The 22,798-nt window shown below is 73.3% G+C and carries 19 protein-coding genes and 1 pseudogene; 13 read left to right on the forward strand and 7 right to left on the reverse strand.

Annotated elements, in window-relative coordinates; genetic code table 11:
• Position 1 precedes the first annotated feature (1 nt).
• From F9B16_RS07455 to F9B16_RS07465, 3 genes are read left to right on the forward strand one after another with little or no spacing between them, the layout of a single operon-like run.
• Positions 2-1,177, forward strand: a complete 1,176-nt coding sequence (locus F9B16_RS07455; RefSeq protein ID WP_151539233.1) for an acyl-CoA dehydrogenase family protein — start codon at positions 2-4, stop codon at positions 1,175-1,177.
• Positions 1,174-2,025, forward strand: a complete 852-nt coding sequence (locus tag F9B16_RS07460; RefSeq protein WP_192808653.1) for an alpha/beta fold hydrolase — start codon at positions 1,174-1,176, stop codon at positions 2,023-2,025. Before F9B16_RS07455 ends, F9B16_RS07460 begins: the two co-directional genes overlap by 4 nt.
• Positions 2,026-2,034: 9 nt before the next feature.
• Positions 2,035-2,877: a fumarylacetoacetate hydrolase family protein gene (locus F9B16_RS07465; RefSeq protein WP_151539234.1), complete on the forward strand. Its 843-nt coding sequence runs from the start codon at positions 2,035-2,037 to the stop codon at positions 2,875-2,877.
• A gap of 30 nt (positions 2,878-2,907) precedes the next feature.
• On the opposite strand, the gene F9B16_RS07470 is transcribed toward F9B16_RS07465, so the two are convergent.
• Positions 2,908-4,398, reverse strand: a complete 1,491-nt coding sequence (locus F9B16_RS07470; protein ID WP_151539235.1) for an MDR family MFS transporter — start codon at positions 4,396-4,398, stop codon at positions 2,908-2,910.
• A gap of 91 nt (positions 4,399-4,489) precedes the next feature.
• Between F9B16_RS07470 and F9B16_RS07475 the strand changes: the two genes are divergently transcribed.
• Complete coding sequence (locus F9B16_RS07475) at positions 4,490-5,083, forward strand: TetR/AcrR family transcriptional regulator (RefSeq protein ID WP_151539236.1); 594 nt, start codon at positions 4,490-4,492, stop codon at positions 5,081-5,083.
• A 191-nt stretch (positions 5,084-5,274) separates the two neighbouring features.
• Here F9B16_RS07475 and F9B16_RS07485 read toward each other — a convergent pair whose 3' ends face one another.
• The 5 genes from F9B16_RS07485 to F9B16_RS07505 form a co-directional block, all read right to left on the reverse strand.
• A complete protein-coding gene (locus tag F9B16_RS07485; protein WP_151539238.1) occupies positions 5,275-5,955 on the reverse strand; it encodes a hypothetical protein in 681 nt (226 codons plus the stop codon).
• A gap of 136 nt (positions 5,956-6,091) precedes the next feature.
• Positions 6,092-6,811, reverse strand: a complete 720-nt coding sequence (locus F9B16_RS07490) for an ABC transporter ATP-binding protein (protein ID WP_151539239.1) — start codon at positions 6,809-6,811, stop codon at positions 6,092-6,094.
• 14 nt (positions 6,812-6,825) lie between these two features.
• Positions 6,826-8,526, reverse strand: a complete 1,701-nt coding sequence (locus tag F9B16_RS07495) for a branched-chain amino acid ABC transporter ATP-binding protein/permease (protein ID WP_151539240.1) — start codon at positions 8,524-8,526, stop codon at positions 6,826-6,828.
• 4 nt (positions 8,527-8,530) lie between these two features.
• A complete protein-coding gene (locus F9B16_RS07500; RefSeq protein WP_151539241.1) occupies positions 8,531-9,454 on the reverse strand; it encodes a branched-chain amino acid ABC transporter permease in 924 nt (307 codons plus the stop codon).
• A 66-nt stretch (positions 9,455-9,520) separates the two neighbouring features.
• Positions 9,521-10,840, reverse strand: a complete 1,320-nt coding sequence (locus tag F9B16_RS07505; protein WP_151539242.1) for an ABC transporter substrate-binding protein — start codon at positions 10,838-10,840, stop codon at positions 9,521-9,523.
• A 196-nt stretch (positions 10,841-11,036) separates the two neighbouring features.
• Here F9B16_RS07505 and F9B16_RS07510 point away from each other — a divergent pair, with 196 nt between their 5' ends.
• The 6 genes from F9B16_RS07510 (at position 11,037) to F9B16_RS07535 (ending at position 16,762) form a co-directional block, all read left to right on the forward strand.
• The gene (locus tag F9B16_RS07510; RefSeq protein ID WP_151539243.1) at positions 11,037-11,672 is read left to right on the forward strand and encodes a TetR/AcrR family transcriptional regulator; all 636 of its coding nucleotides are present in this window, start codon (positions 11,037-11,039) and stop codon (positions 11,670-11,672) included.
• The gene (locus tag F9B16_RS07515; RefSeq protein WP_225991439.1) at positions 11,669-12,307 is read left to right on the forward strand and encodes a TetR/AcrR family transcriptional regulator; all 639 of its coding nucleotides are present in this window, start codon (positions 11,669-11,671) and stop codon (positions 12,305-12,307) included. Before F9B16_RS07510 ends, F9B16_RS07515 begins: the two co-directional genes overlap by 4 nt.
• A 95-nt stretch (positions 12,308-12,402) precedes the next feature.
• The gene (locus tag F9B16_RS07520; RefSeq protein ID WP_151539244.1) at positions 12,403-12,918 is read left to right on the forward strand and encodes a flavin reductase family protein; all 516 of its coding nucleotides are present in this window, start codon (positions 12,403-12,405) and stop codon (positions 12,916-12,918) included.
• Positions 12,919-12,983: 65 nt separating this feature from the next.
• Positions 12,984-14,975: an NAD-dependent DNA ligase LigA gene (gene ligA, locus F9B16_RS07525; protein ID WP_151539245.1), complete on the forward strand. Its 1,992-nt coding sequence runs from the start codon at positions 12,984-12,986 to the stop codon at positions 14,973-14,975.
• Positions 14,975-15,640 (forward strand): metallophosphatase domain-containing protein, encoded by a 666-nt coding sequence (locus F9B16_RS07530; RefSeq protein WP_151539246.1) that lies wholly within the window; start codon positions 14,975-14,977, stop codon positions 15,638-15,640. Before ligA ends, F9B16_RS07530 begins: the two co-directional genes overlap by 1 nt.
• Positions 15,641-15,754: 114 nt before the next feature.
• Entirely contained in the window at positions 15,755-16,762 is a 1,008-nt protein-coding gene (locus F9B16_RS07535; protein ID WP_225991440.1) for an ATP-dependent DNA ligase, read from the forward strand.
• 47 nt (positions 16,763-16,809) lie between these two features.
• Here the strand turns inward: F9B16_RS07535 and F9B16_RS07540 are convergent.
• A pseudogene (locus F9B16_RS07540) lies at positions 16,810-18,921 on the reverse strand (SpoIIE family protein phosphatase); the annotation flags it as partial.
• Positions 18,922-18,947: 26 nt separating this feature from the next.
• Between F9B16_RS07540 and F9B16_RS07545 the strand changes: the two are divergent.
• The 3 genes from F9B16_RS07545 to F9B16_RS07555 are packed head-to-tail and all read left to right on the forward strand — an operon-like array spanning position 18,948 to position 22,740.
• A complete protein-coding gene (locus tag F9B16_RS07545; RefSeq protein ID WP_151539247.1) occupies positions 18,948-19,460 on the forward strand; it encodes a (2Fe-2S)-binding protein in 513 nt (170 codons plus the stop codon).
• 2 nt (positions 19,461-19,462) lie between these two features.
• A complete protein-coding gene (locus tag F9B16_RS07550) occupies positions 19,463-20,452 on the forward strand; it encodes an FAD binding domain-containing protein (RefSeq protein WP_151539248.1) in 990 nt (329 codons plus the stop codon).
• Positions 20,449-22,740 (forward strand): xanthine dehydrogenase family protein molybdopterin-binding subunit, encoded by a 2,292-nt coding sequence (locus F9B16_RS07555; RefSeq protein WP_151539249.1) that lies wholly within the window; start codon positions 20,449-20,451, stop codon positions 22,738-22,740. The genes F9B16_RS07550 and F9B16_RS07555 overlap by 4 nt, the downstream gene beginning before the upstream one ends.
• Positions 22,741-22,798 lie beyond the last annotated feature (58 nt).

Raw genomic sequence — 22,798 nt, forward strand, 5'->3', positions numbered from 1 at the left:
CATGAGCATGATCGACAAGGCGCGGGCCGCGGCGCCCGCGCTCGCCGCGGCCGACACCGCGAGCGCCGAGCGGGGAGACCTCACCGCGGACGCCGTCGCGGCGCTCGACTCGACGGGCGTCCTGCGGGCGCTGCAGCCGGCCCGCTGGGGCGGCGGCGAGGCCCATCTCGCCGAGTACGCCGAGACGGTGATCGAGATCGGCCGCGCGTCGGCGTCCGCCGGCTGGGTCGCGTCCGTCGTCGGCGTCCACCCGTGGCAGATCGCCCTGTTCCCCGAGGAGACGCAGAAGGAGGTCTGGGGCGACGACCCGGCCCGCCGGATCGCCTCGTCCTACACGCCGACAGGGAAGATCGAGAAGGTCCCCGGCGGCTACCGGGTGTCGGGGCGGTGGAGCTTCTCCTCCGGCAGCGGGATCTGCTCCGGCGTCATCCTCGGCGGCATCGCCGGGCGGCGCGAGGTGAACGGCACCGAGTACCCCGACTTCACGTCCGTGATCCTCGACGAGGCCGACTACCGGATCGTGGAGACCTGGAACGTCGCGGGCCTGCGCGGCACCGGCTCCAACGACATCATCGTGGACGAGGTGTTCATCCCCGAGCACCGCGGCCAGTCGCACGTGTACTACACGCACGGCCTCGGCACCCCGCTGCCCGGCCAGGAGCTCAACGACGGGCCGCTGTACCGGACGCCGTGGGCCGTCACCTTCAACCTGATCATCGCGGCCGGGGCGCTCGGCGCCTGCCTCGGCTTCTACGACCAGTGGGTCACCGAGACCCGCGGCCGCCGCACCAACTACGGCCAGCTCCTGCGCGAGGAACCCGTCGTGCAGAACCATCTGGCCGAGGCGGCCTGGCAGCTCGACGCCGCCGTCCTCAAGGTCAAGCGGACGGCCTCCGAGCTGATGGAGCACGCCGAGCGCGGCGAGATCCCGTCGCTGGAGCAGCGCGCGTTCTGGCGCTGGGACGTCGCCCGGTCCGCGAACGCGGCGGTCGACACCGTCCAGGCGCTGATGCGGGTCTCCTCCGGCCGCTCCGCCTTCGTCGACCACCCGCTCCAGACGAGGTTCCAGGACGCCATCGCAGCCGGCAGCCACGCCTTCCTCTTCGACGACCCCCTCGCCAAGGCGTGGGGCGGCCGTCACCTCGGCGCCGAGAAGCTCGCGGAGGTACACCTGTGATCACCTCGTCCGACGTCGCCGTCAAGGTCCGCGGCGGCGAGCTGACGTTCCGGCTGCACGAGACCGGCGAGCGGGGCTCGGAGGCCGTGCTGTTCCTGCACGGCTCCGGGCCCGGCGCGACCGGGCTGTCGAACTGGGAGCGGATCATCACCGACCTCGGGCCCCGGTTCTGGTGCCTGGCCCCCGACCAGATCGGCTTCGGCGACTCGTCCCATCCCGCCGACGCGCCGCGCGGCATGGGCCCGTTCAACGAACTGCGGGCCGAGGCGCTGCTGGCGCTGGTCGACGGCCTCGGCCTGGAGAAGGTCCACCTCGTCGGCAACTCGATGGGCGGCCAGCTCGCCCTGCTGATGACCCTCGCCCGGCCGGACCTCGTCGGCAAGATCCTGCTGATGGGCAGCGGCGGCGCGCCGGACATGCCGGTCAGCCCCGGCCTCACGCACCTCCGCGAGTTCTACGCGAGCCCGAGCGCCGCGTCCCTCAAGGGCCTGCTCAGCGAGTTCGTGTACGACCTCGACCCCATGCGCGGCACCATCGACCGCGTCGTGGCCGAGCGGATGGCCTACGTGAACCGCGAGGACGTCCGCCGCTCGCACGAGGCGTCGTTCGACCCGGACGGCGCCCGCCGCTCCTTCACCCCCGAGGAACTCGCGACCATCACCCATGACGTGCTGTGCGTCCACGGGCGCGACGACCGGATCATCCCCGTCGACGCGAGCAGGTACTTCGCCGCGGCGATCCCGAACGCGAACCTGTACGTCCTCGGGCGGTGCGGCCACTGGACGCAGATCGAGCACCCCGAGACCTTCGAGCGGCTCCTGACGGGCCTCATCGACGGCCGTATATAAGGAAGCACATTGCGCATCGCCAACCACGCGGGACGGGCCGTGCTCGTCGTCTCCGACGGCAAGGGCGCGGACATCGCGACCGCCTCGGACGGCCGCTTCGGCCCCGGCCCGCAGAGCCTCTACGACCAGTGGGACGCCTTCACGACCTGGGCGGCTAACGCCGCGCCCGTCCCCGACGTCGAGATCGACGCGGCCCGGCTGGGCTCGCCGTCGCCCGCGCCGTCCCAGGTCGTCGCGATCGGCCTGAACTACGCCGACCACGCCGCCGAGACCGGTTTCGAGCCGCCGACGGACCTGCCGCCGGTCTTCACGAAGTTCGCCTCGTCCATCACCGGCCCCTACGGCGAGATCGCCCTGCCCGACGGCGGCCACACCGACTGGGAGGTCGAGGTCGTCGCCGTCATCGGCCGGACGGCCCACCGCGTCACCGCCGACGCGGCCTGGGACCACGTCGCCGGCCTCTCCGCCGGCCAGGACCTCTCCGAACGGATCCTCCAGTTCACCGGCGAGGCCCCGCAGTTCGGCTTCGCGAAGTCCTACCCGGGCTTCGCGCCGATCGGCCCCTGGCTCGTCACCCTCGACGAGCTCCCCGACCGCGACGACCTCGCGCTCGGCTGCGCGATCGACGGCGAGACGGTGCAGGACGGCCGCACGTCCAAGCTGATCTTCTCGATCCCGCGGACGATCGCGAAGCTGTCGGAGGTCATCACCCTGCGCCCGGGCGACGTCGTCTTCACCGGCACCCCCGACGGCGTCGGCCTGGGCAGGACCCCGCAGCGCTTCCTGCACCCCGGCGAGACCCTCCGCACCTGGGTCGAGGGCATCGGCGAGATGCACCACACCTTCCGCTAGTCACGACGCGGAGCCGCAGAGTCGCCCGGTTCAGGCGGCCGAGCTCTTCTCCACCCCGCCGGGCCTGCCGGCCTTCTGCCCGGCGGGCCCGGCAGGGGCGGATCCGGTGCGTCCGGGGAGGAGCAGGGTCAGCGGGACGGCGACGGCGGTGAAGCCGACCGACCACCAGAACGCCGTGGAGAAGGCGCCGGCGAGCGCGTCCGGCGTGCGGGCGCCGGACGCGGTGTGCTGCAGGATGACCGCGAGCACGGCCGTGCCCACGGACCCGCCGATCTGCATCGCCACGCGGGAGATGATGCTGGCGTGCGGGATGTCGGCGCGGCCCAGCCCGGCATAGCCCGCGCTGGCCAGCGGGATGTTCACCGAGCCCATACCGAATCCGCGGACCAGCAGCGCCGCCATGAGCGGCACGATGGAGGTGCCGGCGGAGACGAACGCGAACGGCACGGTCGCCGCCGTGACCACGGCGAAGCCGGTGAAGGCGACCCAGCGCGGCCCGTACCGGTCGGTGAACCTGCCGGCGATGGTGCGGGACATCAGCGTGCCGACGCCCTGCGGGATCAGCAGCAGCCCGGCGCCGAGCGCGTCCTCGCCGCGGACCCGCTGCAGGTACAGCGGCAGCAGCAGCATCGCCCCGTAGAGGGTGGCGCCGGCCAGGAAGCTCAGCGCCGACGACGACGCGAGCGGCCGGTGCCGGAACAGCCCGACGTCCACCAGCGCCCTGGACGAGCGCGGCACCGCCCACGCGACGAACCCGCCGATGAGGACCAGGCCCGCCAGCACCGGCACCACGACCTGGACGCGGGCGGCGCCGTCGCCGCCCTCGACCTGGGACAGCCCGTAGATCACCGCGGCGACGCCCGGGGACAGCAGCAGCAGTCCGACGGCGTCCAGGCGGGCGCGGCGGGCGCCGGGGGCGGGGCGGTCGTCGGGCAGGTTCCGCAGCGCCAGCCAGGCGCCGGCGGCGCAGAACGGGATGTTGACCAGGAACAGCCAGCGCCAGTCGCCGAGGTGCAGGATGATCCCGCCGAGCACCGGGCCGAGGATCGGCCCGAGCGAGGCGGGCAGGGTGACGGTGGCCATGACCCTGCCGATGTTGCGGCCGCCGGTCGCCTGCATGATCAGGGTGACCATCAGCGGCATCATCACGCCGCCGCCGACGCCCTGGACGACGCGGAACACGATCAGGCTGGGCGCGTCCCAGGCCAGCGCGCACAGCACCGAGCCGAGCAGGAAGATCCCCAGCGCGGCCGTCCACAGCCGCCTGCCGCCCAGCACCGACTGCGCCCAGCCGGCGATCGGGATGGTGACGAACATCGCCAGCAGGTAGCCGGTGCTGATCCACTGGATGGTGCCGAGGGACGCGCCGAGGTCACGGCCCAGGTCGTTGATCGCGATGCTGACGATGGTGGTGTCGAACACCACGGCGAGCGCGCCCACGATGACGGTGAACGCCAGCCGCCAGACCGCCGGGTCGACACGGTCGCCGGGGACGGCCGCCGTCCTTTCGGGAGCACTCACGGAACTCCTAAGATACAGAGATGTGTCTTGGGCTCCGACGGTAGGGGCTTCCCATAAGATGCGCAAGTGTTCCCTATTTGCGGAGGGTGAGATGGCCGAGCGGCGCCGAGGCCGGGCCCTGGAGGACGCGCTGCTCGACGCGGCCTGGCAGCAGCTCACCGAGAACGGCTACGCCAACTTCACCATGGACGCCGTCGCGGCCCGCGCCGGCACGAGCCGTCCCGTGCTCTACCGCCGCTGGGCCGGCCGGCACGAGCTCCTGCACGCCACCCTCGCCCACGTCAAGGACCGCACCCACCTGGACGTGCCCGACACCGGCACCCTCCGCGGCGACGTCCTGGCCGTGATGAAGCAGGCCAACGGCACCAGTACCGGCCTCACCGCCGTCATGGCCGTGCACCTGGCCGAGTACTACGAGGAGACCGGCACGAGCCCGGCCGAACTCCGCGAGGTGCTCCTGGCCGGCCGCCGCCCCCTCCTGGACGTCCTCTACGCCCGAGCCGCCGAACGCGGCGAGATCGACCCCGCCCGCCTCACGGACCGCATCAAGTACCTGCCCTTCACCCTGCAGCGGCACGAGATCCTGATGACCCTCAAACCCGTCCCGGACGCCGTCCTCGAGGAGATAGTCGACACGGTCTACCTCCCTCTCGTCCACGCCCGCCCTCCGCTGCCGGCGCCTTGAGGGTCATCCGCGCGGCTTCAGGAGGCCGAGGTCGCGCGGGCTTTCGCAGCAGCGCGGCGACCAGGTGCGTGCCGAGGTGGCCCGACCCGCCGGTGACCAGGACCCGGCTCATCGCAGCAGCACACCGGCGGCGCGGAGGCAGGGCAGCGCCTCCAGCACGTCGAGGTCCTCGACGCCGTAAGCGCTTGAGGTCAAAGCCCGCCGAAGGTCCAGCCGATCGCCTGTCGCTGAAGTTCCTCCATGAGGACGGAACTGCCGGGTGACGCGGTGGCGGGCTGCTGCGGGGCGACCGTGGCGTACGACACCGTCGGGTCGGCGGGATCGGCCGGGTGAGCGAGCGCGCCGCCGAACCTCAGGTCTCCGGCGAACCACAGCACGCCGTAGCCGTCGGTCATGGCGTTCCAGGTGGCGCGCTGGAGGGTGGTCTTCAGGACCCCCGCCACGTTCTGGTCCGGATCCAGGAGGAACACGTGGACCAGCGTCGAGGGGTTCGCGTGCTCGCGGACGAGTTCCACGCGGCACGGCCAGACCTGCCACGGGTGCTCGGCGAGGATGCCTCTGAGGCGGTGCGCCTCCGGTCCCGTCAGGCCCTCGCCGCCCGGGCCGCGCACCCGCTGTTGGCTCCTGGCCATCAGCCATACGACCAGCAGGGCCGCCTCTCCGGCGAGCACCCCGCCCACGAGGCCGGCGAAGGACAGTTCACTCCTGAGCCCGACGATCATGCCCACGGCCATCGCCGCGCCCCACACCGCGAAGATGATGAGGTGTACCCGGTCCATGCGTGCGGCCTTGTCGAGCTGGCCGAGGACGGACGGGGTGGCGGCCGCCGCCGGCTCGGGAGAGACCGCGTAGCCGAACCGCCTGGCGAGCATTCCTACCTCCGATGACCAGCGGCGTCCGATGCTTCTGATCATCATCCACGCGACATGCGCGCCCCAACAAGCAGGTCGGAGTGACAGGAATCGGTCACCGTAGGCGGAACCTTTCCGACCGCCCCGGCCGTGGCGGTCAGAAGAGGTCCCAGAAGTCGGTGCGCCGTCGCATCTGTTCGGCTGTTTCCTCGAGGATCACCTGGCCGGAGCGCATCGCGTAGGCGCGGTCGGCGATCTTGAGGGCCTGCTTGACGTTCTGTTCGAGGAGGAGGATGCCGAGGCCCTCGTCGTCGGCGAGGGAGCGCAGGCGGCCGAAGATGGTCTCGACGACCGAGGGCGCGAGGCCGAGGGACGGTTCGTCCAGCAGGAGCAGGCGGGGGCGGGCCATGAGGGCCATGCCCAGGCTGACCATGCGCTGCTGGCCGCCCGACATCGAGCCGGCCGGCTGCTTCCAGCGTTCCCCGAGGATCGGGAAGAGCTCCTTCACCGTCGCGAGGCGCTGCGCGGTGCCGGAGCCGGACGGGGCGTTGGCGGCACCGAGCAGGAGGTTGTCGTGCACCGACAGGTCGGGGAACACGAACCGCTCGGACGGGATCATCGCGGCGCCCGCCGCCACCGCCCTGCGGACGGGGCGGCGGGTGGTGTCGCGACCCGCGATCCGGACCGTCCCGGCGCGCGGGCGGACGGCCCCGAGGACGGCCCTGATCGTGGTCGTCTTGCCCGCGCCGTTGTGCCCCATCAGGGTCACGATCTCGCCCGCCTCGACGCGGAGGCCGACGCCGTGGAGCACCTCCTTGCGGCCGTAGCCGGCGACCAGGCCGCTCACGTCGAGCAGCGGCGCGCTGTTGTCGGGCATCGGTGTCCTCCTCGTCACTGGGCGCCGAAGTACGCCTCGGCGAGGCGGGCGGAGCCGGTCAGCTCGTCGAGCGTGCCGGACGCGGTGATCTCGCCGAGCTCCATGAAGCAGGTGTGGTCGGCGAGCTGCCGGACGACGTCGAGGTTGTGCTCGACCAGGCAGACGGTGCGGCCCTCGTCGCGGACGGCGGCGACCATGGCGAGCATGGTCTCCACCCAGGCCGCGTCGACGCCGGAGGCCGGTTCGTCGAGCAGCAGCACGTCGGCGCGGGTCGCGAGGGCGCGCGCGAGCGAGACGAGCTTCGCCTGCCCGTAGGACAGCGCGTCGGCGGGCGTCGCGGCCTCGTCCGCCATGCCGACGAACTCCAGCCACCGCATCGCCTCCGCGGCGGCCTCGCGGTCCGCTCGGGAGACGCCGCGTCCGGGCGTGAACAGCGGGCCGAGCCGCTCCCCCGGCCGGCCCGGGACGGCGAGCATGACGTTCTCCAGGCAGGTCAGCCGGTTGAGCAGCCGGACGTCCTGGAAGGTGCGCGCCAGCCCGGCGCGGACGACCAGGTCGGGGCGCATCCCGACCAGCTCGGCGCCGTTCAGCGTCACCGAGCCGGTGTCGGGGACGACGGTGCCGGTGAGCAGGTTGAACGCGGTCGTCTTGCCGGCGCCGTTCGGGCCGACGAGCGCGGTGATGGTGCCGCGCCGCAGCTCGAGGTCGATGTTCTTGGCGGCGGTGATGCCGCCGAAGCGCTTGGAGAGCCCTTCCGCCCGGAGCACGACGTCTGCCTCGTCGTAGGGCGTCCGGGCGGGGGGTTCGGGGCGCGGGGAAGCCTGCGCTCGTGCCTCGGGAGCTGGGACGGCGACCTTCCGGGCGCGTTCGGGGAACAGGCCCTGCGGCCGGACGAGCATGACGAGCAGCAGCAGCACGCCGTACAGCACCACCTGCACCAGCGCGGCCTGGGTGCTCTGCACGGCGAGGACCTGGCGCAGCACCGGCTCGATCATTGTGAGGACGATCCCGGCCGCGATGGAGCCGGCGAGGTTGGCGTTGCCGCCGACGATGACCATCGCGAACACCGCCATGGCGAGCGGGAACCCGTAGGCCGACGGGGTCGCCTGGCCGAGCCAGCCGGAGTAGAGGCCGCCGACGAGCCCGGTCAGCCCGCTGGTGATCGCGAAGATGCCGATCTTGTAGCCGAAGGTGTTCTTGCCGAGCGCGCGCGTCGCGACGGCGTCCTCGCGGATGCCCTTGAGCACCTGCCCGTAGGGGGATTCGCCGATGCGCCGGCAGACGGCGAAGACCAGCGCGAGCACCACCGCCGACGGGATCAGCCAGTCGGCCGGGGTGTCCAGCTCCTTCCCGAACAGCCGCAGGCCGTCGACGCCGGTGATGCCCGTGACGCCGCCGAGGGCGTCGAACGTGGCGAGCACGCCGATGATGCCGAGCGAGAACGCCAGCGTCATCAGGATGAGGAACTCCTCGGCGAGCCCGAGCGCGATGAGCCCGATCAGCACCCCGAGGACGGCGGTGACCAGCACGGCGACCGCGAGGGAGGCGAGGTAGGGCCAGCCGTGCAGGCCGGCGAGGAAGCAGACGGCGTACCCGCCGACGCCCGCGAAGGCGGCGTGCGCGACGGAGACCTGCCCGGCGTACCCGACGAGCAGGTTGACGCTGACGGCGAGCGCCGCGAGCAGCAGCGCCTGGTCCAGATAGTTGATCCACATGGCGTCAGACCTTCTCCAGCGGCACGGGACGGGCGGGGCGCGGGCGGGGCAGGCGGTCCTTCACCGCCAGGAACGCGAGGTAGGCGGTGAGGACGATGAACACGGCGGTCTGGGTCCACTGCAGCGGCAGCCAGTTCGACGCCCACTGCTCCAGCAGGCCGAGCCCGATCCCGACGGGCAGCGCGCGCAGCGGGGACGAGCGGGTGCCCGCGAGGAAGGCCACCACGAACCCGTAGATGACCGTCGAGTCGCCCATGGTCGGCTGGACCGTGTAGAGCAGGCCGTACCAGAGGGCGCAGGCGCCGGAGATGAGCCCCGCGATGGCGAAGCAGACGAGGTTGACGCGGCGGACGCCGATCCCCAGCACGGCGGCGAGGCCCGGGTTGCTGCGGACGGCCTTGATCGAGCGGCCGACCGGGGTGAACGCCAGGAACGCGGCGAGGGCGGCGACGAGGACGAGGCAGGTGGCCACCTGGTCGAGGTCGAAGTTGGAGATCCGCGCCGACCCGAGGCGGTGCTGCACCTGGTCCGGCCCGTAGAACGGCAGGCTGCCGGTGCCGAACTTCAGCTGGAGCAGCGCGATGCCCGCGGTGCTGACGCCGATCGAGGTCACCAGCACGGCGAGCATGGCGCGGTCGGCGGCGCGGCGGGCGACGGGCTCGTACACGCCGGCTTCCAGCAGCACGCTGACGGCGACCGCGGCGGCGAGCCCGGCGAGCGCCGACGGCCAGAACGGCGCGCCGAGGCCGTCCATCGCCCAGTAGGCGGCGTAGGGGGCGACGGTGTAGGTGAGCGCGTAGGCGAAGTGGAAGCGGGTGGTGACCCCGATGACGAGCGCCAGCCCGGCGCCGAGCGCGGCGTAGAGGGCGCCGCGCACCAGGCCGTTGACGGTCAGCTGCCAGAGTTCGCCGTCCAGCAGGTCGTGCATGGATCCTCCCGGATCGAGGGACGGAGGACGGCGCGCTGCGGGCCGTCCCCCGGGAGGCGGGGCCGGTCAGCCGGCGAGGCGGAAGCCCTGACCGCCGACGTCGTAGGTGGCGAGCGGCTTGACCTTGCCGTCCTTGTACTCGAAGACCCCCATGGGGCGGCTCGCGACGCCGTGCGTCTTCAGGTCGATCTTCAGCGTGCCGACCGTGGCGGAGTCGCCGCCGTAGACCGAGGCGAACCGCGGGTCCTTCTCCAGCGCGGCCTTCAGCTGGGCGCTGTCGCCCGGGTCGCCGCCGGCCGCCTTGACGCGGCGGATGAGGTCCCAGACCATCAGCGTCTCTTCGTAGGCGTTGGCGGCGTAGAAGTCGGCGGGCTGCCCGTAGGCCTTCTTGTAGGCGTCGGCGAAGAGCTTGGCGAGCGGGTTCGACGGCGCGGACGCGTCGAAGTAGTCCATCGCGAATTTGAGGCCGTCGGAGTCGAGGACGCCCTTGGACGCCTTGACGGCCTCCTGCGTGAACTCGATGCCGACGAGCTCGCTCTTGATGCCGGCGGCCTTGGCCTGGGCGGCGAACGCGCCGGGCGAGGCGCCGCTGAAGGCGACCCAGAGCAGGTCGGGCTGGTTCTTCTTGATCTTGGCGAGCATGCTCGCGAAGTCCTGGGAGGCGGGCGCGGCGGTCTCCCACAGGCCGTTGAAGGTCAGGCCCGCGGCGGCGAACTTCGCCGTCATGTCGGCCTTGATGGCGGCGTTCTGCGCGCCGAGGTCGACGCCGGCGAGGCCGACCGTCCGGCCCTGCGGGTGGGTCCGCTTGAACCATTCCAGGGCGCCGGGGACGGCGTCGGACGGCGCGACCTCGCGGGTGCCGTAGAAGTACTGCGTGCCGCGGGTGAAGACCTGGGCGCCGCCGACGCCGTCGAGGCTGAGGATCCTGCTCTTGTCAGTGTCGGCGAGCATCGCGCCGAGGCCGTCGCCCATCGAGGTGATCTTCGCCGGGACGCCCTCGGACGCCAGCTCGGACGCGGCCTGCTTGGCGGCGACGGGGTCGGGGCCCTTGATGTCCTTGACGCTGAGCTTGATCGTGGGCCCGCCGGCCGCCTTGATCTGCTTCGCCGCCAGCTCGACGGCGTTGCGCATCGACTGGCCGTTGCCGGCGGACGGGCCGGAGAGGGTGAGGGCGGCGCCGAGCTTGAAGGTGACGTCGCCGCCGAGCGCGGCGCCGTCCTGGAGTCTCAGGACCTTGACGAGGTCGGCGGCCTGGGTCTCGGCGTCCGCGGCGCTGACGCCGGTGTCGCCGGATCCGCAGGCGGTCAGGGTCGCGCCGGCCGCGAGCGTCGCGAGGAGGAGGGCGACCGGCCGCGGGCGGCGGAGATCGCTGCGAGGGGTGGGCATGGGTGTTCTCCATTTCGCTGACCAACGCCGGTGGCGTCGTCACGAAGGCGTTCGCGCCACAATGGATCCGTAGGGATCGCTACACAGACTGGAGCGATCGCTACAGGGACGCGGAGTGACCGTACCCATGATGTGATGGTCGACACAACCCCCCCGCCGCGGCGGAGTTTCCTGAGGTCCAGAGGAGCAAGTGCAGATGCGGAAGACGGCACGGCGCCACCAGCAGGGCGAGGAGTCGAGGCTGCGGATCCTGGAGGCGACCCTCGCCATCGCCGCCGAGCGCGGCTACGACGGCACCTCGATCGCCCTGGTGACCGAGGCCACCGGGCTGCCGCCGAGCTCGGTCTACTGGCACTTCCGCAACAAGGACGAGCTGCTCGCCGAGACCCTGGAGTTCAGCTACCGGCGCTGGCGCGAGACCGCCCCGACCTGGCGGGCCCGGGTGGAGACCGGCGACCCCGCCGAGGAGGTCCGCGACCGGCTGCAGCGGGCCTCGCACTCCATCGCCGACCGCCCGGAGTTCTGGCGGCTCGGCCTCATGCTCGGCCTGGCGAACCGCTCGAAGGAGCCCGCCGCGCGGCGCCGCTACATCGAGGTCCGCACCGAGACCCGCGTCGCCATCCGGACCTGGTGGGAGCAGGTGCTCTCCGGCGACGCCCCAGAGCGCGCGCGGGACGTCGCCGAGCGGATGGCCCGGTTCCATCTCGCCGTCATGGACGGGCTTTACATGGGCATCCGCTCTGACCGGGGCTGGAACCTGGAGCGCCTGGTCGACCTGATCGCCGACGGCGTCTACGCGCAGGCCGTGGCCTGGCTCGGGGAGGCGGCGTGAGCACCGCGCGGCCCGAAACCCCCCGTCCCGGCGACGACCGGGAGATGTCCCGCGTCCGCATCCTCCGGGCGGCCGCCGAGATCGCCGCGGAGCACGGCTACGAGGGCACCACGATCTCGAAGGTCACCAAGCGCTCCGGGCTGCCGGCCAGCTCGGTCTACTGGTTCTTCCGCGACAAGGACCACCTGCTCGCCGAGGTCGTCCGGCACAGCTTCGAGCAGTGGATCGCCGCCGAGCCGCGCTGGGAGCGCGACCCGCGCGACGAGCGGTCCCTCGGCGAGGGGCTGCGCGCGATCCTGTCGCGCTCGACGCGCGGCCTGCCCGGCGCGCCGGACTTCCTGCGCATCGGGCACATGCTGCTGCTGGAGTCCCGCGAGGTGGAGGCGGAGGCGCGCCAGTACTTCCTGGCCGCCCGCGACGCGGTGGCCGCCAGCATCGCGGCCTGGTTCACCTCGCAGCTGAGCACCGGGCTGCGGGCCCGCCGGCCCGAGCTGGCGATGGACCTGGCCCGCATCGTGATCGCCTCGACCGACGGGCTCTTCCTGGCCCACCAGATCGACGAGGCCGGGGATCCGGACGACTTCATCACGATCATCGTGGCCATCGTCGAGCAGGCGGTCGCGGACGCCGGCTGAGCCGGGTCCCGGGCCCCGGCGGGCACGCAGGGTTGTCACGCCGGGGTTCCGCATGGCAGTCTCTGTAGCGATCGCTACAGGGAGGAGTTCCCGCCATGCCCGTCACGACCCGAGGGACCGGCGCTCCGGTCATCGATCCCGCCCGCTTCCGGCGCGTCCTCGGCCACTACCCGACCGGCGTCGTCGTGGTGACCGCGGTCGACGCCTCCGGCGGCGCCATCGGCATGACGGTCGGCTCGTTCACCTCCGTCTCGCTCGACCCGCCGCTGGTGGCCTTCCTGCCCGACAAGAACTCCAGTTCCTGGCGCGCGCTGCGCGAGTCGGGCGAGCGGTTCTGCGTGAACGTGCTGTCCGCCGGCCAGGAGGACGTCTGCCGCGCCGTGGCCATGCGCAAGACGGACAAGTTCCACGACATCGGGTGGCGGCCGTCCCCCGCCGGCAACCCGGTCATCAACGGCGCGCTCGCCTGGATCGACTGCGTCACCGAGCAGCTGCACGACGCGGGCGACCACCAGATCGTCGTCGGCCGCGTCCTCCACCTGCAGGAAGGCGACGGCGACACCCCGCTGCTCTTCCACCAGGGCGCCTACGGCACCTTCGCCCCGCACTAGCCCGTACTAGCCCCGCACGCGCCTCGCGGGCGGGCAATGTCGGTGGGTTCGCGTTTAATCGAGGGGTGGACGTTGAAGAGCGCATCGCGGAGCTGACCGCCGAGGTCAAGCGGCTGAACGACCTGTACTACGGCGCCGGCGACAGCCCGCTGCCGGACGCCGACTACGACGCGCTGAAGGACGAGCTGGCGGCGCTCGTCGCCGAGCACCCCGAGCTCGAACCGGCCGACAGCCCCCTCGGCAAGGTCAACGCGCCCGCCGAGCTGACCGGCCCGACCGTGCGCCACGCGCGGCCGATGCTGTCGCTGGGGAAGGCGACCAGCGAGGAGCAGATCCGCGCGTTCTGCGAGCGCTTCGGCGGCCAGGTCTTCCGCGTCTCGGAGAAGCTCGACGGGCTCTCGCTCAGCGTCGTCTACACCGGCGGGGACCTCGACTACGTCGCCACGCGCGGCACCGGGACGGTCGGCGAGCTGGTGACCGAGAAGGTGCGCCACGTCATCCCCGGCCTGCCGGCCCGGATCGAGGCGCCGGGGCGCGTCGAGGTCCGCGGTGAGGCGGTGATGCTGCGGTCGGTGTGGGCCGCCTACAACGAGGCGCACCCGGACAAGACGCTGACCAACCCGCGGTCGGGCGCCGCCGGGACGCTGGTGCTGAAGGATCCCGAGGCGGCGGCGAAGGCGAAGCGGGTGCTGCGGTTCTTCGCGTTCGGCGCCGATCGCGACGGCGTCGCGATGGACATCCCGGACGGTTTCGAGCCGGTCGCCCAGTACGTGTCCGCCACCGCCGACGAGGTCGTGGAGGCGATCGAGGAGATCGGCGGCCGCCGCGACGGGCTGGACTACGACATCGACGGCGCGGTCGTGCGGCTGCACGAGCCCGCGGCGTTCGACGCGGCGGGCTTCAACAGCGCCGAGCCGCGCGGCGCGATCGCGTTCAAGTACCCGCCGGAGGAGAAGCTGACGACGCTGCTGTCGGTCGAATGGCCGGTCGGCAAGATCGGCCGCGTCCCGCCGCGCGCGAAGGTCGCGCCGGTGTTCGTCGGCGGCGTCACGGTGGAGAACATCACCCTGCACAACCCGCGCCTGATCCGCGAGCGGGACCTGCGGATCGGCGACACGGTGGCGGTGGTGCGGCGCGGCGACGTGATCCCGTTCGCGGGCCGCTCGCTGCCGGAGCGGCGCGACGGCAGCGAGGTCGAGATCGTGCCGCCGGCGCACTGCCCGTCGTGCGGGTCGGAGCTGGAGGTCCGCGGCACCGGCGAGGAGCGCTGGTGCCTGAACCTGCAGTGCCCGGCGCAGGCGACGCGGCGGCTGATGCACTGGGCCTCGCGGCCGGCGGCCGACATGGAGGGCGTCGGGGACGTCTGGATCGAGAAGCTCGCCGAGGAGGGCGTGCTCCGGCGCCGCAGCGACCTGTACGACCTGACGGCCGAGCAGCTGCTCGGCTACGAGCGGATGGGCGAGGTCAGCGCCCGCAACATGGTCGAGTCGATCGCGGCTTCCAAGGGCATGGGGCTGCGCCGGGCGCTGATCGGGCTGGCGATCCCGATGGCGTCCGAGGGCACCGCCAAGCGCCTGTGCCTGGCGGGTTACGAGCGCATCGAGGACGTCGCGGCGGCCACCGTCGAGGACCTGGTGGCGATCCGCGACATCGGGCCGAAGGTCGCCGAGAGCATCGTGGCGTTCTTCGCCCGCGCGGACGTCCGGGAGGAGATCGCGGCGCTGCGCGAGCGCGGCGTGAACCTCGACGTGCTCGACGAGGACCGGCCGGTGGACGCGGCGGCCGCGGGCGACTCGCCGCTGAAGGGGAAGTCCGTGGTGATCACCGGCGCGTTCACCGACCCGCGCTCGGGCGCGAAGATCAGCCGGCCGGACGTGACGCGCCTGGTCGAGCAGGCGGCGGCGACGGCCGCCTCGTCGGTGTCGGCGAACACCGACTACCTGCTCGCCGGCGACAACGTCGGCGCGGCGAAGACGGGCAAGGCCGAGAAGCTCGGCGTCACGGTCGTCCACCAGGACGAGCTGTGGCGCTGGCTCGCCGAGGCCGGGGTCGTCTGATGCGCATCGTCGCGGTCGCCGACACGCACACCTATCACGACGACCTCACCGTCCCCGACGGGGACGTCTTCGTCCACGCGGGCGATCTCTGCCGGCGCGGTGAGGACCTCGCGGAGCTCCGGGAGGCCGCCGACTGGCTGCACGCCCTCCCCCACCGGACGAAGGTCGTCGTCGCCGGGAACCACGACCGGATGCTGGAGGACCGGCCCGGCCAGGCGCGCGCCGTCCTGGCCGAGCGCGGCATCCGCTACCTGGAGGACAGCGGAACGGAGATCGACGGCGTCTCGTTCTGGGGCAGCCCCTGGCAGCCGGAGTTCAACGACTGGGCCTTCAACCTCCCCCGCGGCCGGGCGCTGGCCCGGAAGTGGGCGCTGATCCCCGAGCGGGTCGACGTCCTCGTGACGCACGGCCCGCCGCTGGGCATCGGCGACGCGGGCGCCCTGCCGGGCCGCCACGGCTGCGCGGACCTCCTGGCGCGGGTGCGGCAGGTCCGCCCCAGGCTGCACCTGTTCGGCCACATCCACCAGGACGGCGGTTTCTGGCACCACGACGGGACGGCCTTCGCGAACGTCACCACCTGGGAGTGCGAGCGCGGCCCCACCGTCATCCGGCTGGACTCCTCGGGCGCGGTCGGCGAGGTCGTCCCCGCCGCCCGAACCCGCTAGCCCGCACCCCCGCGAGCCCGGGCAATGGGCCGGCCATGCGGCGGCCAAGAATCGCGCTGCCGCGCTGTCCCCTGCGGGGTTGCGGGTAGCCGCACATCACGGGGGGTGGCGGCTATGCGCATCGGTGGGCCCGTCGTCCCGATGGCGGCGACGGCGATCGACCGCATCCCGGACGAGTCGGCCTGTCCCGGCGGGTGCCGGTACGAGCCGAAGTGGGACGGGTTCCGCGCGCTGGCGGTCGTGAACGAGAAGGGCGGCGCGCGGCTGTGGTCGCGGCGGCTGAAGAGCTTCAACGACGCGTTCCCCGAGGTCGTCCCAGCGGTCCTCGGCGCGCTGCCGCCGGGGACGGTGGTGGACGGCGAGATCGTCCGCTGGGGACGCGACGGGCGCCTGGACTTCGCCGCGCTGCAGCGCCGGCACGTCGCCGGGCGCCGCGGGCGCGAGCTCGCGCTGGCCGAGCCGTGCCATTACGTGGTGTTCGACGTGCTGGAGACCGGCGGGACCGACTACCGGCCCAGGCCGCTGTCCGAGCGCCGGGAGGTCCTCGAACGCCTCCTCGCCGGCGTGCCGGACACCTCCCGGATCGTGCTGTGCCCGCAGCTGCGCGATGTGGGCGAGGCCCGGGTGTGGTTCGAGATCCTGCCCGCGCAGGGCATCGAGGGCCTCGTCGTCAAGGCCGCGTCGGGCCGCTACCAGGAGGGCAAGCGCGGCTGGTGGAAGGTCAAGCACCGCACCACCACCGAAGCCGTCGTCGGCGGCGTCACGGGAAGCGCCGCCGACCCGGCGACCCTGATCCTCGGCCGCTACCGGCCGGACGGGCGGCTGCGCGTCGTCGGCCGCTCCGGTCCGCTGCCTCCGGCCGCGCGCCGCGAGCTCGCCGGCCTGCTGGTGCCCGCCGGGGACGACCACCCGTGGCCGGAGGTGCTCCCGGCGGGCTGGGCCGGCGGGATGCCCGGCGCGGAGGCGCCCGCTCCGTACGTCCGGGTCGTCCCGGACGTCGTGGTCGAGATCAGCGTGGACGCCGCGACGGAGCACGGCCGGTGGCGCCACTCGGTGCGGTACGTCCGGACGCGCCGCGAGCTGCGCCCGGAGCAGCTTCCGCAGGACCTCGACCTGGAGTGACTCAGGACGGCGCGAGGGTCCGGGCGAGGAGGAGGGGTGACGTCGTCCTCGGCGGTCCGCGTCACCATCGCGTCGATCACGCTGGTGCAGAGGCCGTCCAGCGGGCCCGCGGCCCGGGCCAGCGCGGCGCCGAGGCGGCGCATGCCCCCGTCGAGGTCGTCGTCGCGGCGCTCGATCAGCCCGTCGGTGTACAGGGCCAGCAGGGCTCCCTCGCCGAGCTCGAACTCGACGGGCTCGTGCATCCCCAGCCCGAGCCCGATCGGGGTGCCCGCGGGAGGGTCGACGAACGAGACGTCGCCGCCGGGACCGACGACCGCGGGCGGCAGGTGCCCGGCCGACGCCAGGGTGCAGCGCCGGGTGGCCGGATCGTAGACGGCGTACAGGCAGGTGGCCGCGATCGGCGACAGGGCGCTGCCCTGCTCCTCCTCGTCCTGGCGGGCGTACAGCTCGTCGAGGCGGGCGAGCAGCTCGGCCGGGGGCAGGCCGAGGTAGGCGAGCGTCCGCATGGCGGTGCGCAGCCGCCCCATGCTCGCGGCGGCGTTGATCCCGTGCCCGGTCACGTCCCCGACCACGAGGGCGAGGCGGGAGCCGGGCAGCGGGATCGTGTCGTACCAGTCGCCGCCGACGCCCTGGTGGACGTCGGACGGCAGGTAGCGCGAGGCCAGCTCCATCACGTCCTTGCCGCACAGCCTGCGCGGCAGGAGCTGGCGTTGCAGGGCGAGGGACGCGTCGTGCTCGCGGGTGTACTGGCGCGCGTTGTCCAGGCTCAGCGCGGCGCGAGCCGCGAGCTCTTCGGCGAGCACCAGGTCGTCCGTGGTGAACTGCGCCTTGTTGTCGGTGCGGACGAACACGGCGATGCCGAGGAGGCTGCCGCGGGCCCACAGCGGGACGATGATCAGCGTGTGCATGCCCATGGCGGCGATGACGCGGGCGCGGTGGGGGTCGTCGTCGAGCCAGCTTCCCGGCGAGGTGTCCATCTCGGGTTCGAAGTAGGAGCGGCCCGAGGCGAGGACCTTGGTGAACGGGGATCCGGGCGGCACGTACACCGGCTGACCCAGCGGCCAGAGCGCCTCGGGGACGCCGTCGTGGATCGAGGTGAGGCCCGCGCGGCGGAACACCGGGATGCCGTTCTGGGTGGCCTCCAACCGCTCCAGGGGCTCGGTCCCGGGCATGACGGCCTCGGTGAGGTCGACGGTGGCGTAGTCGGCGAACCCCGGGACGGCGAGGTCGGTGAGCTCCTGGGCGGTCCGCTGGACGTCGAGGGTGGTGCCGATCTGGACGCTGGCCCGGCGGAGCAGCGCCAGCCGCTCCCGCGCCCTGCTGTTGGTGATGTCGATGGCCATCAGGCAGACGCCGATGGGGCGCGAGTCCAGGGCCTCGACACGGAACAGGAACGTCGAGAACGTGCGCTCCCGGTCCGCCCCGCCCCAGCGGGACTCGCGGTCCAGCACCGGGACGCCGCCGGCGAGCACCTCGCGGATCAGTTCCGGCGGGACGAGGGGGTCCTCCTCGCCCTGCGTCTCGGGCAGCGGCCGGCCGACCGCGAAGCAGGGGAAGAAGCCCTCCAGCCGCTGCGCCTGCTCGTTCCGCCACACCGACCGCAGGTCGGTGTCCCAGACGACCATCACGACGGGGGCGGCGCTGAGCAGCGGCTCCAGCACCGACGTGCCGAGGGTGAAGACCGACGCGGGGATCGCGGCGACCACCCAGGCGGGCGCCCCGCCCGGGGTGGTGATCCGGATCCGCTCCAGGTGCGTGACGATCTGCTCGCCGTCGCGGTGGCGCAGGTCGACCATGCCGACCCGGTAGTCGTCGTCGCCGTGCCCGCCGTTCCACGTCCAGATGCGCGTCGCGCGGTCGCGCTCCATGCGCAGGTCCGTGCCGGGGCGGCCGAGGATCCCCTCCGCCGGATAGCCGAGGAGCTCTCCCGCCGCCCGGGACCAGCCGACCACGTCGCCCCGCTCGTCGAGGACGGCGACCGCCGGGACGGGAGCGTCCGTGCCGTGCTCCCAGATGTTGCTGCGAGCCATGGGGCCCATACAACCACGCGGCCCCGCGCGGATCGCATCTGACCTGCGCCGATGCGCGCACCGTCCGGTCCCGGCCCCGGTGTGAGTTCCGTCACCGTGTGGGCATGATGAGTCACGGACAGTGATCATCAGTCGATCAGTGAGGGACCGCCCGCATGGGGACGGACATCAAGGCGCCGCCGGTGACCGGTGCCGGGGCCAGGACGATCACGCTCACCGTCAACGGCCGCGAGCGCGGGCTGCGCGTCGAGCCCCGGGTGAGCCTGCTGGACGCGCTGCGCGAGCATCTCGGGCTGACCGGCTCGAAGAAGGGCTGCGACCAGGGCGCCTGCGGCGCCTGCACGGTGTGGGTGGACGGCCGCCGGGTGCTGGCGTGCCTGACGCTCGCGGTCACGTGCCAGGGGCGCGAGGTCACCACCATCGAGGGGCTCGGGGACGGCGACGACCTGCATCCGATGCAGGCGGCGTTCGTCGCCCATGACGCCCTGCAGTGCGGCTACTGCACGCCGGGGCAGATCATGTCCGCGGTGGCGCTGCTCCGCGAGGGGCACGCCGCCGACGACGCCGAGATCGCCGAATGGATGAGCGGGAACCTCTGCCGCTGCGCCGCCTATCCGAACATCCGGGCCGCGATCCGCGAGGTCCGCGACGCCGCCGGAGGTGCGTGACGGTGCGTCCTTTCGGTTACGCGCGGGTGGCCGACGCCGACACGGCGATCGCGACGGTCCGGGAGCATCCCGGCGGCGCGTTCCTCGCCGGCGGCACGACCGAGGTCGACCTGGTCCGGCAGAACGTCCTGCGGCCCGACCTGCTGGTGGACATCAACGACCTGCCCCTGGCCGGGATCGAGGACCGGCCGGACGGGGGCCTGCGCATCGGCGCGCTCGCGCGGATGAGCGACGTCGCGGAGGCCGCCGGGGTCGCGGACCGGTTCCCGATGCTCGCGCAGGCGCTGCTGCTGGGCGCCTCCGCGCAGTTGCGGAACATGGCGTCGATGGGCGGCAACCTGTGCCAGCGGGTCCGGTGCGGGTACTTCCGCGACGCGACCTCGCCGTGCAACAAGCGCGACCCCGGCAGCGGTTGCGCCGCCATCGACGGGTTCCATCGCGGGCACGCCGTCCTCGGGACCAGCGATCAGTGCATCGCCGTACACCCGTCCGACGCCGCGGTCGCGCTCGTCGCGCTGGACGCGATGGTGCGCACGCGCGGCCCGGGCGGCGAGCGGTCCATCGCGATCGACGACTTCTTCCTGCTGCCCGGGGACACCCCCGACCGCGAGCGCGCGCTGGAGCACGGCGAACTGATCACCGCGATCGAGGTGCCCGCGGTCCCGGTGGCGCGCCGGTCGGTCTACGTGAAGGTCCGCGACCGCGCCTCGTACGAGTTCGCGCTCGCCTCGGTGGCGGCGGCGATCCACGTCCAGGACGGCGCGATCGCCGACGTGCGGCTCGCCCTCGGCGGAGTCGCGACCAAGCCGTGGCGCGCGCGGGCGGCCGAGCGGAGCCTCCTCGGCGGCCCCGCCACGCCGGACGCCTTCGCCGAGGCGGCCGGCCGGGAGCTGGCGGCGGCGGTGCCGCGGCCCCTGAACGCCTACAAGGTCGAACTGGCGCGCCGGACGATCGTCCGGGCGCTGACGGCGCTCGCGGAGGACGGACGATGAGCGGATCCATCGGCCGGGAGACGGCCCGGGTCGACGGCCCGGTGAAGGTCACCGGCGCGGCGCGGTACTCGGCGGAGTTCCCGATGCCCGGCCTCGCCCACGCGCAGATCGTCGGCGCCCGGGTGGCCGCCGGGCGGATCGCCGCGATCGACACCGCGGCGGCGGAGCGCGCCGCCGGCGTCGCCGCGGTCCTCACCCACCGCGACCTGCCGGAGGTCGCGCACGTGCCGCTGGTGCCGTCCCTGATGGGCGGGCCGGCGCCCGGCGAGACGTTCTTCCCGATGCAGGACGGCACCGTCCACTACGCGGGCCAGCCGATCGCGATCGTCGTCGCCGACACCCTGGAGCAGGCGCAGCACGCCGCCACGCTGGTCCGGACCGAGTACGCGGAGGCGCCGTCCGTCACCACGATCGAGCAGGGCCGCCGGGACGCCTACGAACCCGAGAAGATCTTCGGCGGCTTCATGCCCGCGCAGCTGCGCCGCGGGGACGTCGAGGGCGGGATGGCGGCCGCGGACGTGCGCGTCGACGCCGCGTTCCGGTTCGCCGCCAACCACCACAACGCCCTGGAGATGCTGACCACCACCGCCGTGTGGGACGGCGACCGGCTCACGCTGCACGACTCCTGCCAGGGCATCAAGGCCGTGCAGCTGACCGTCGCCGCGCTCCTCGGCCTCTCGCCGTCGAGGATCCGGGTGCTGACGCGGTTCGTCGGCGGCGCGTTCGGGTCCAAGGCGATGGTGTGGCCGCACGTGGCCCTCACCGCGCTGGCGGCCCGGCACGTCCGGCGGCCGGTCCGGCTCGTCGTCGCGCGCGAGCAGATGTTCACCTCCTGCGGGCACCGCGAGGAGCAGGAGCAGCGGGTCCGGCTGGGGGCGCGGCGCGACGGCGCGCTCACCGCGATCCGGCACCACAAGATCTCGCTGACCTCGCCGTTCGACGACTGGGCCGAACCGGCATTCGGCGCCGCCTCGCAGCTGTACGCCGCCCCCGCCTTCGAGGGCGTGCACCGGCTGGTGCGCGGCAACACGATGACGCCCACGTTCACCCGCGGGCCCGGCGAGGCCGCCGGGGTGTTCAGCCTCGAATGCGCGATGGACGAGCTCGCCTGCGAACTCGGCGCCGACCCGGTCGAGCTGCGGCTGCGCAACCTCACCGACGTCGATCCGAACACCGGCCATCCCTGGTCCAGCGGCGGGCTGGCCGAGTGCCTGCGGCTCGGCGCGGAACGGTTCGGCTGGGCGGGCCGCGACCCCGCGCCCGGCGCGCGGCGCGAGGGGAACCAGCTCATCGGCACGGGGATGTCCGCCGCCGCGTACCCCGTCGCGTTCTTCATGCGCACCCAGCGGGCCCGCGCCCGCCTGTACTCCGACGGCACCGCCGTCGTGTCCACCGCCGCGCAGGAGTTCGGCACCGGCATGACGACCGTGCTGACCCAGGTCGCCGCCGACGGCCTCGGCGTCGACCTGCGCGACGTGCGGCTCGACTTCGGCGACACCGACCTGCCCACCGCCGGCTCGCCCGTCGGGTCCAACGGCGCGATGATGGTCAGCGCCGCCGTGCACAACGCCGCCACCGCGCTCCGGGACCAGCTGATCGCCATGGCGGTCGTCGATCCCGATTCGCCGCTGCACGGTGCGCACCCGGCCGACGTCACGGTCACCGGCGGGCGGCTGGCGCTCTCCGGCGGCGCCGGCGAGAGCTACCAGGATTTAATGGAACGCCACCGCGCCAACGACGCCGAGGCCATCGGCAGCTGGGACCCGCCGCCCCTGGACACCCCGTACGGGCTGCTGACCTTCGGCGCCCAGTTCGCGGAGGTCGCCGTCGACGCCGACCTCGGCCTCGTCCGGGTCCGGCGCATGACCGGCGTGTTCGCGCCCGGGCGCGTCCTCAACCCGATGACGGCGCGCAGCCAGCTGATGGGCGGCATGCTCTGGGGCATGAGCCAGGCCCTGCTCGAAGGCACCCGGATGGACGCCCGCCTCGGCCGCTGGGCGAACGCGAGCCTCGGCGACTACCTGGTGCCCGTCAACGCCGACGCGCCGGACGTCGACGTCGCCCTCATCGAGGTCGACGACCCCGTCACCGGCCCGCTCGGCGTCAAGGGCGTCGGCGAGATCGGGCAGGTGGGGTCGGCCGCGGCGATCGCCAACGCCGTCCACCACGCGACCGGGCACCGCGTCCGCGAGCTGCCGATCACTGTCGAGCAACTGCTGCCCCACCTGCCCGTCCCGGCCGCGGCCCGGTCAGCGACCGGACGACCGGCGCCGCCCGCGACCGGATGACCGGCGCCGCGCGGGGCCGGGCGCGGGCGGCCGGCCTCGTCTGCGGCAGCGCGGCGCC

Origin of the sequence: Actinomadura montaniterrae, assembly GCF_008923365.1 — a bacterium.
GTDB classification, from domain to species: Bacteria; Actinomycetota; Actinomycetes; order Streptosporangiales; family Streptosporangiaceae; genus Spirillospora; species Spirillospora montaniterrae.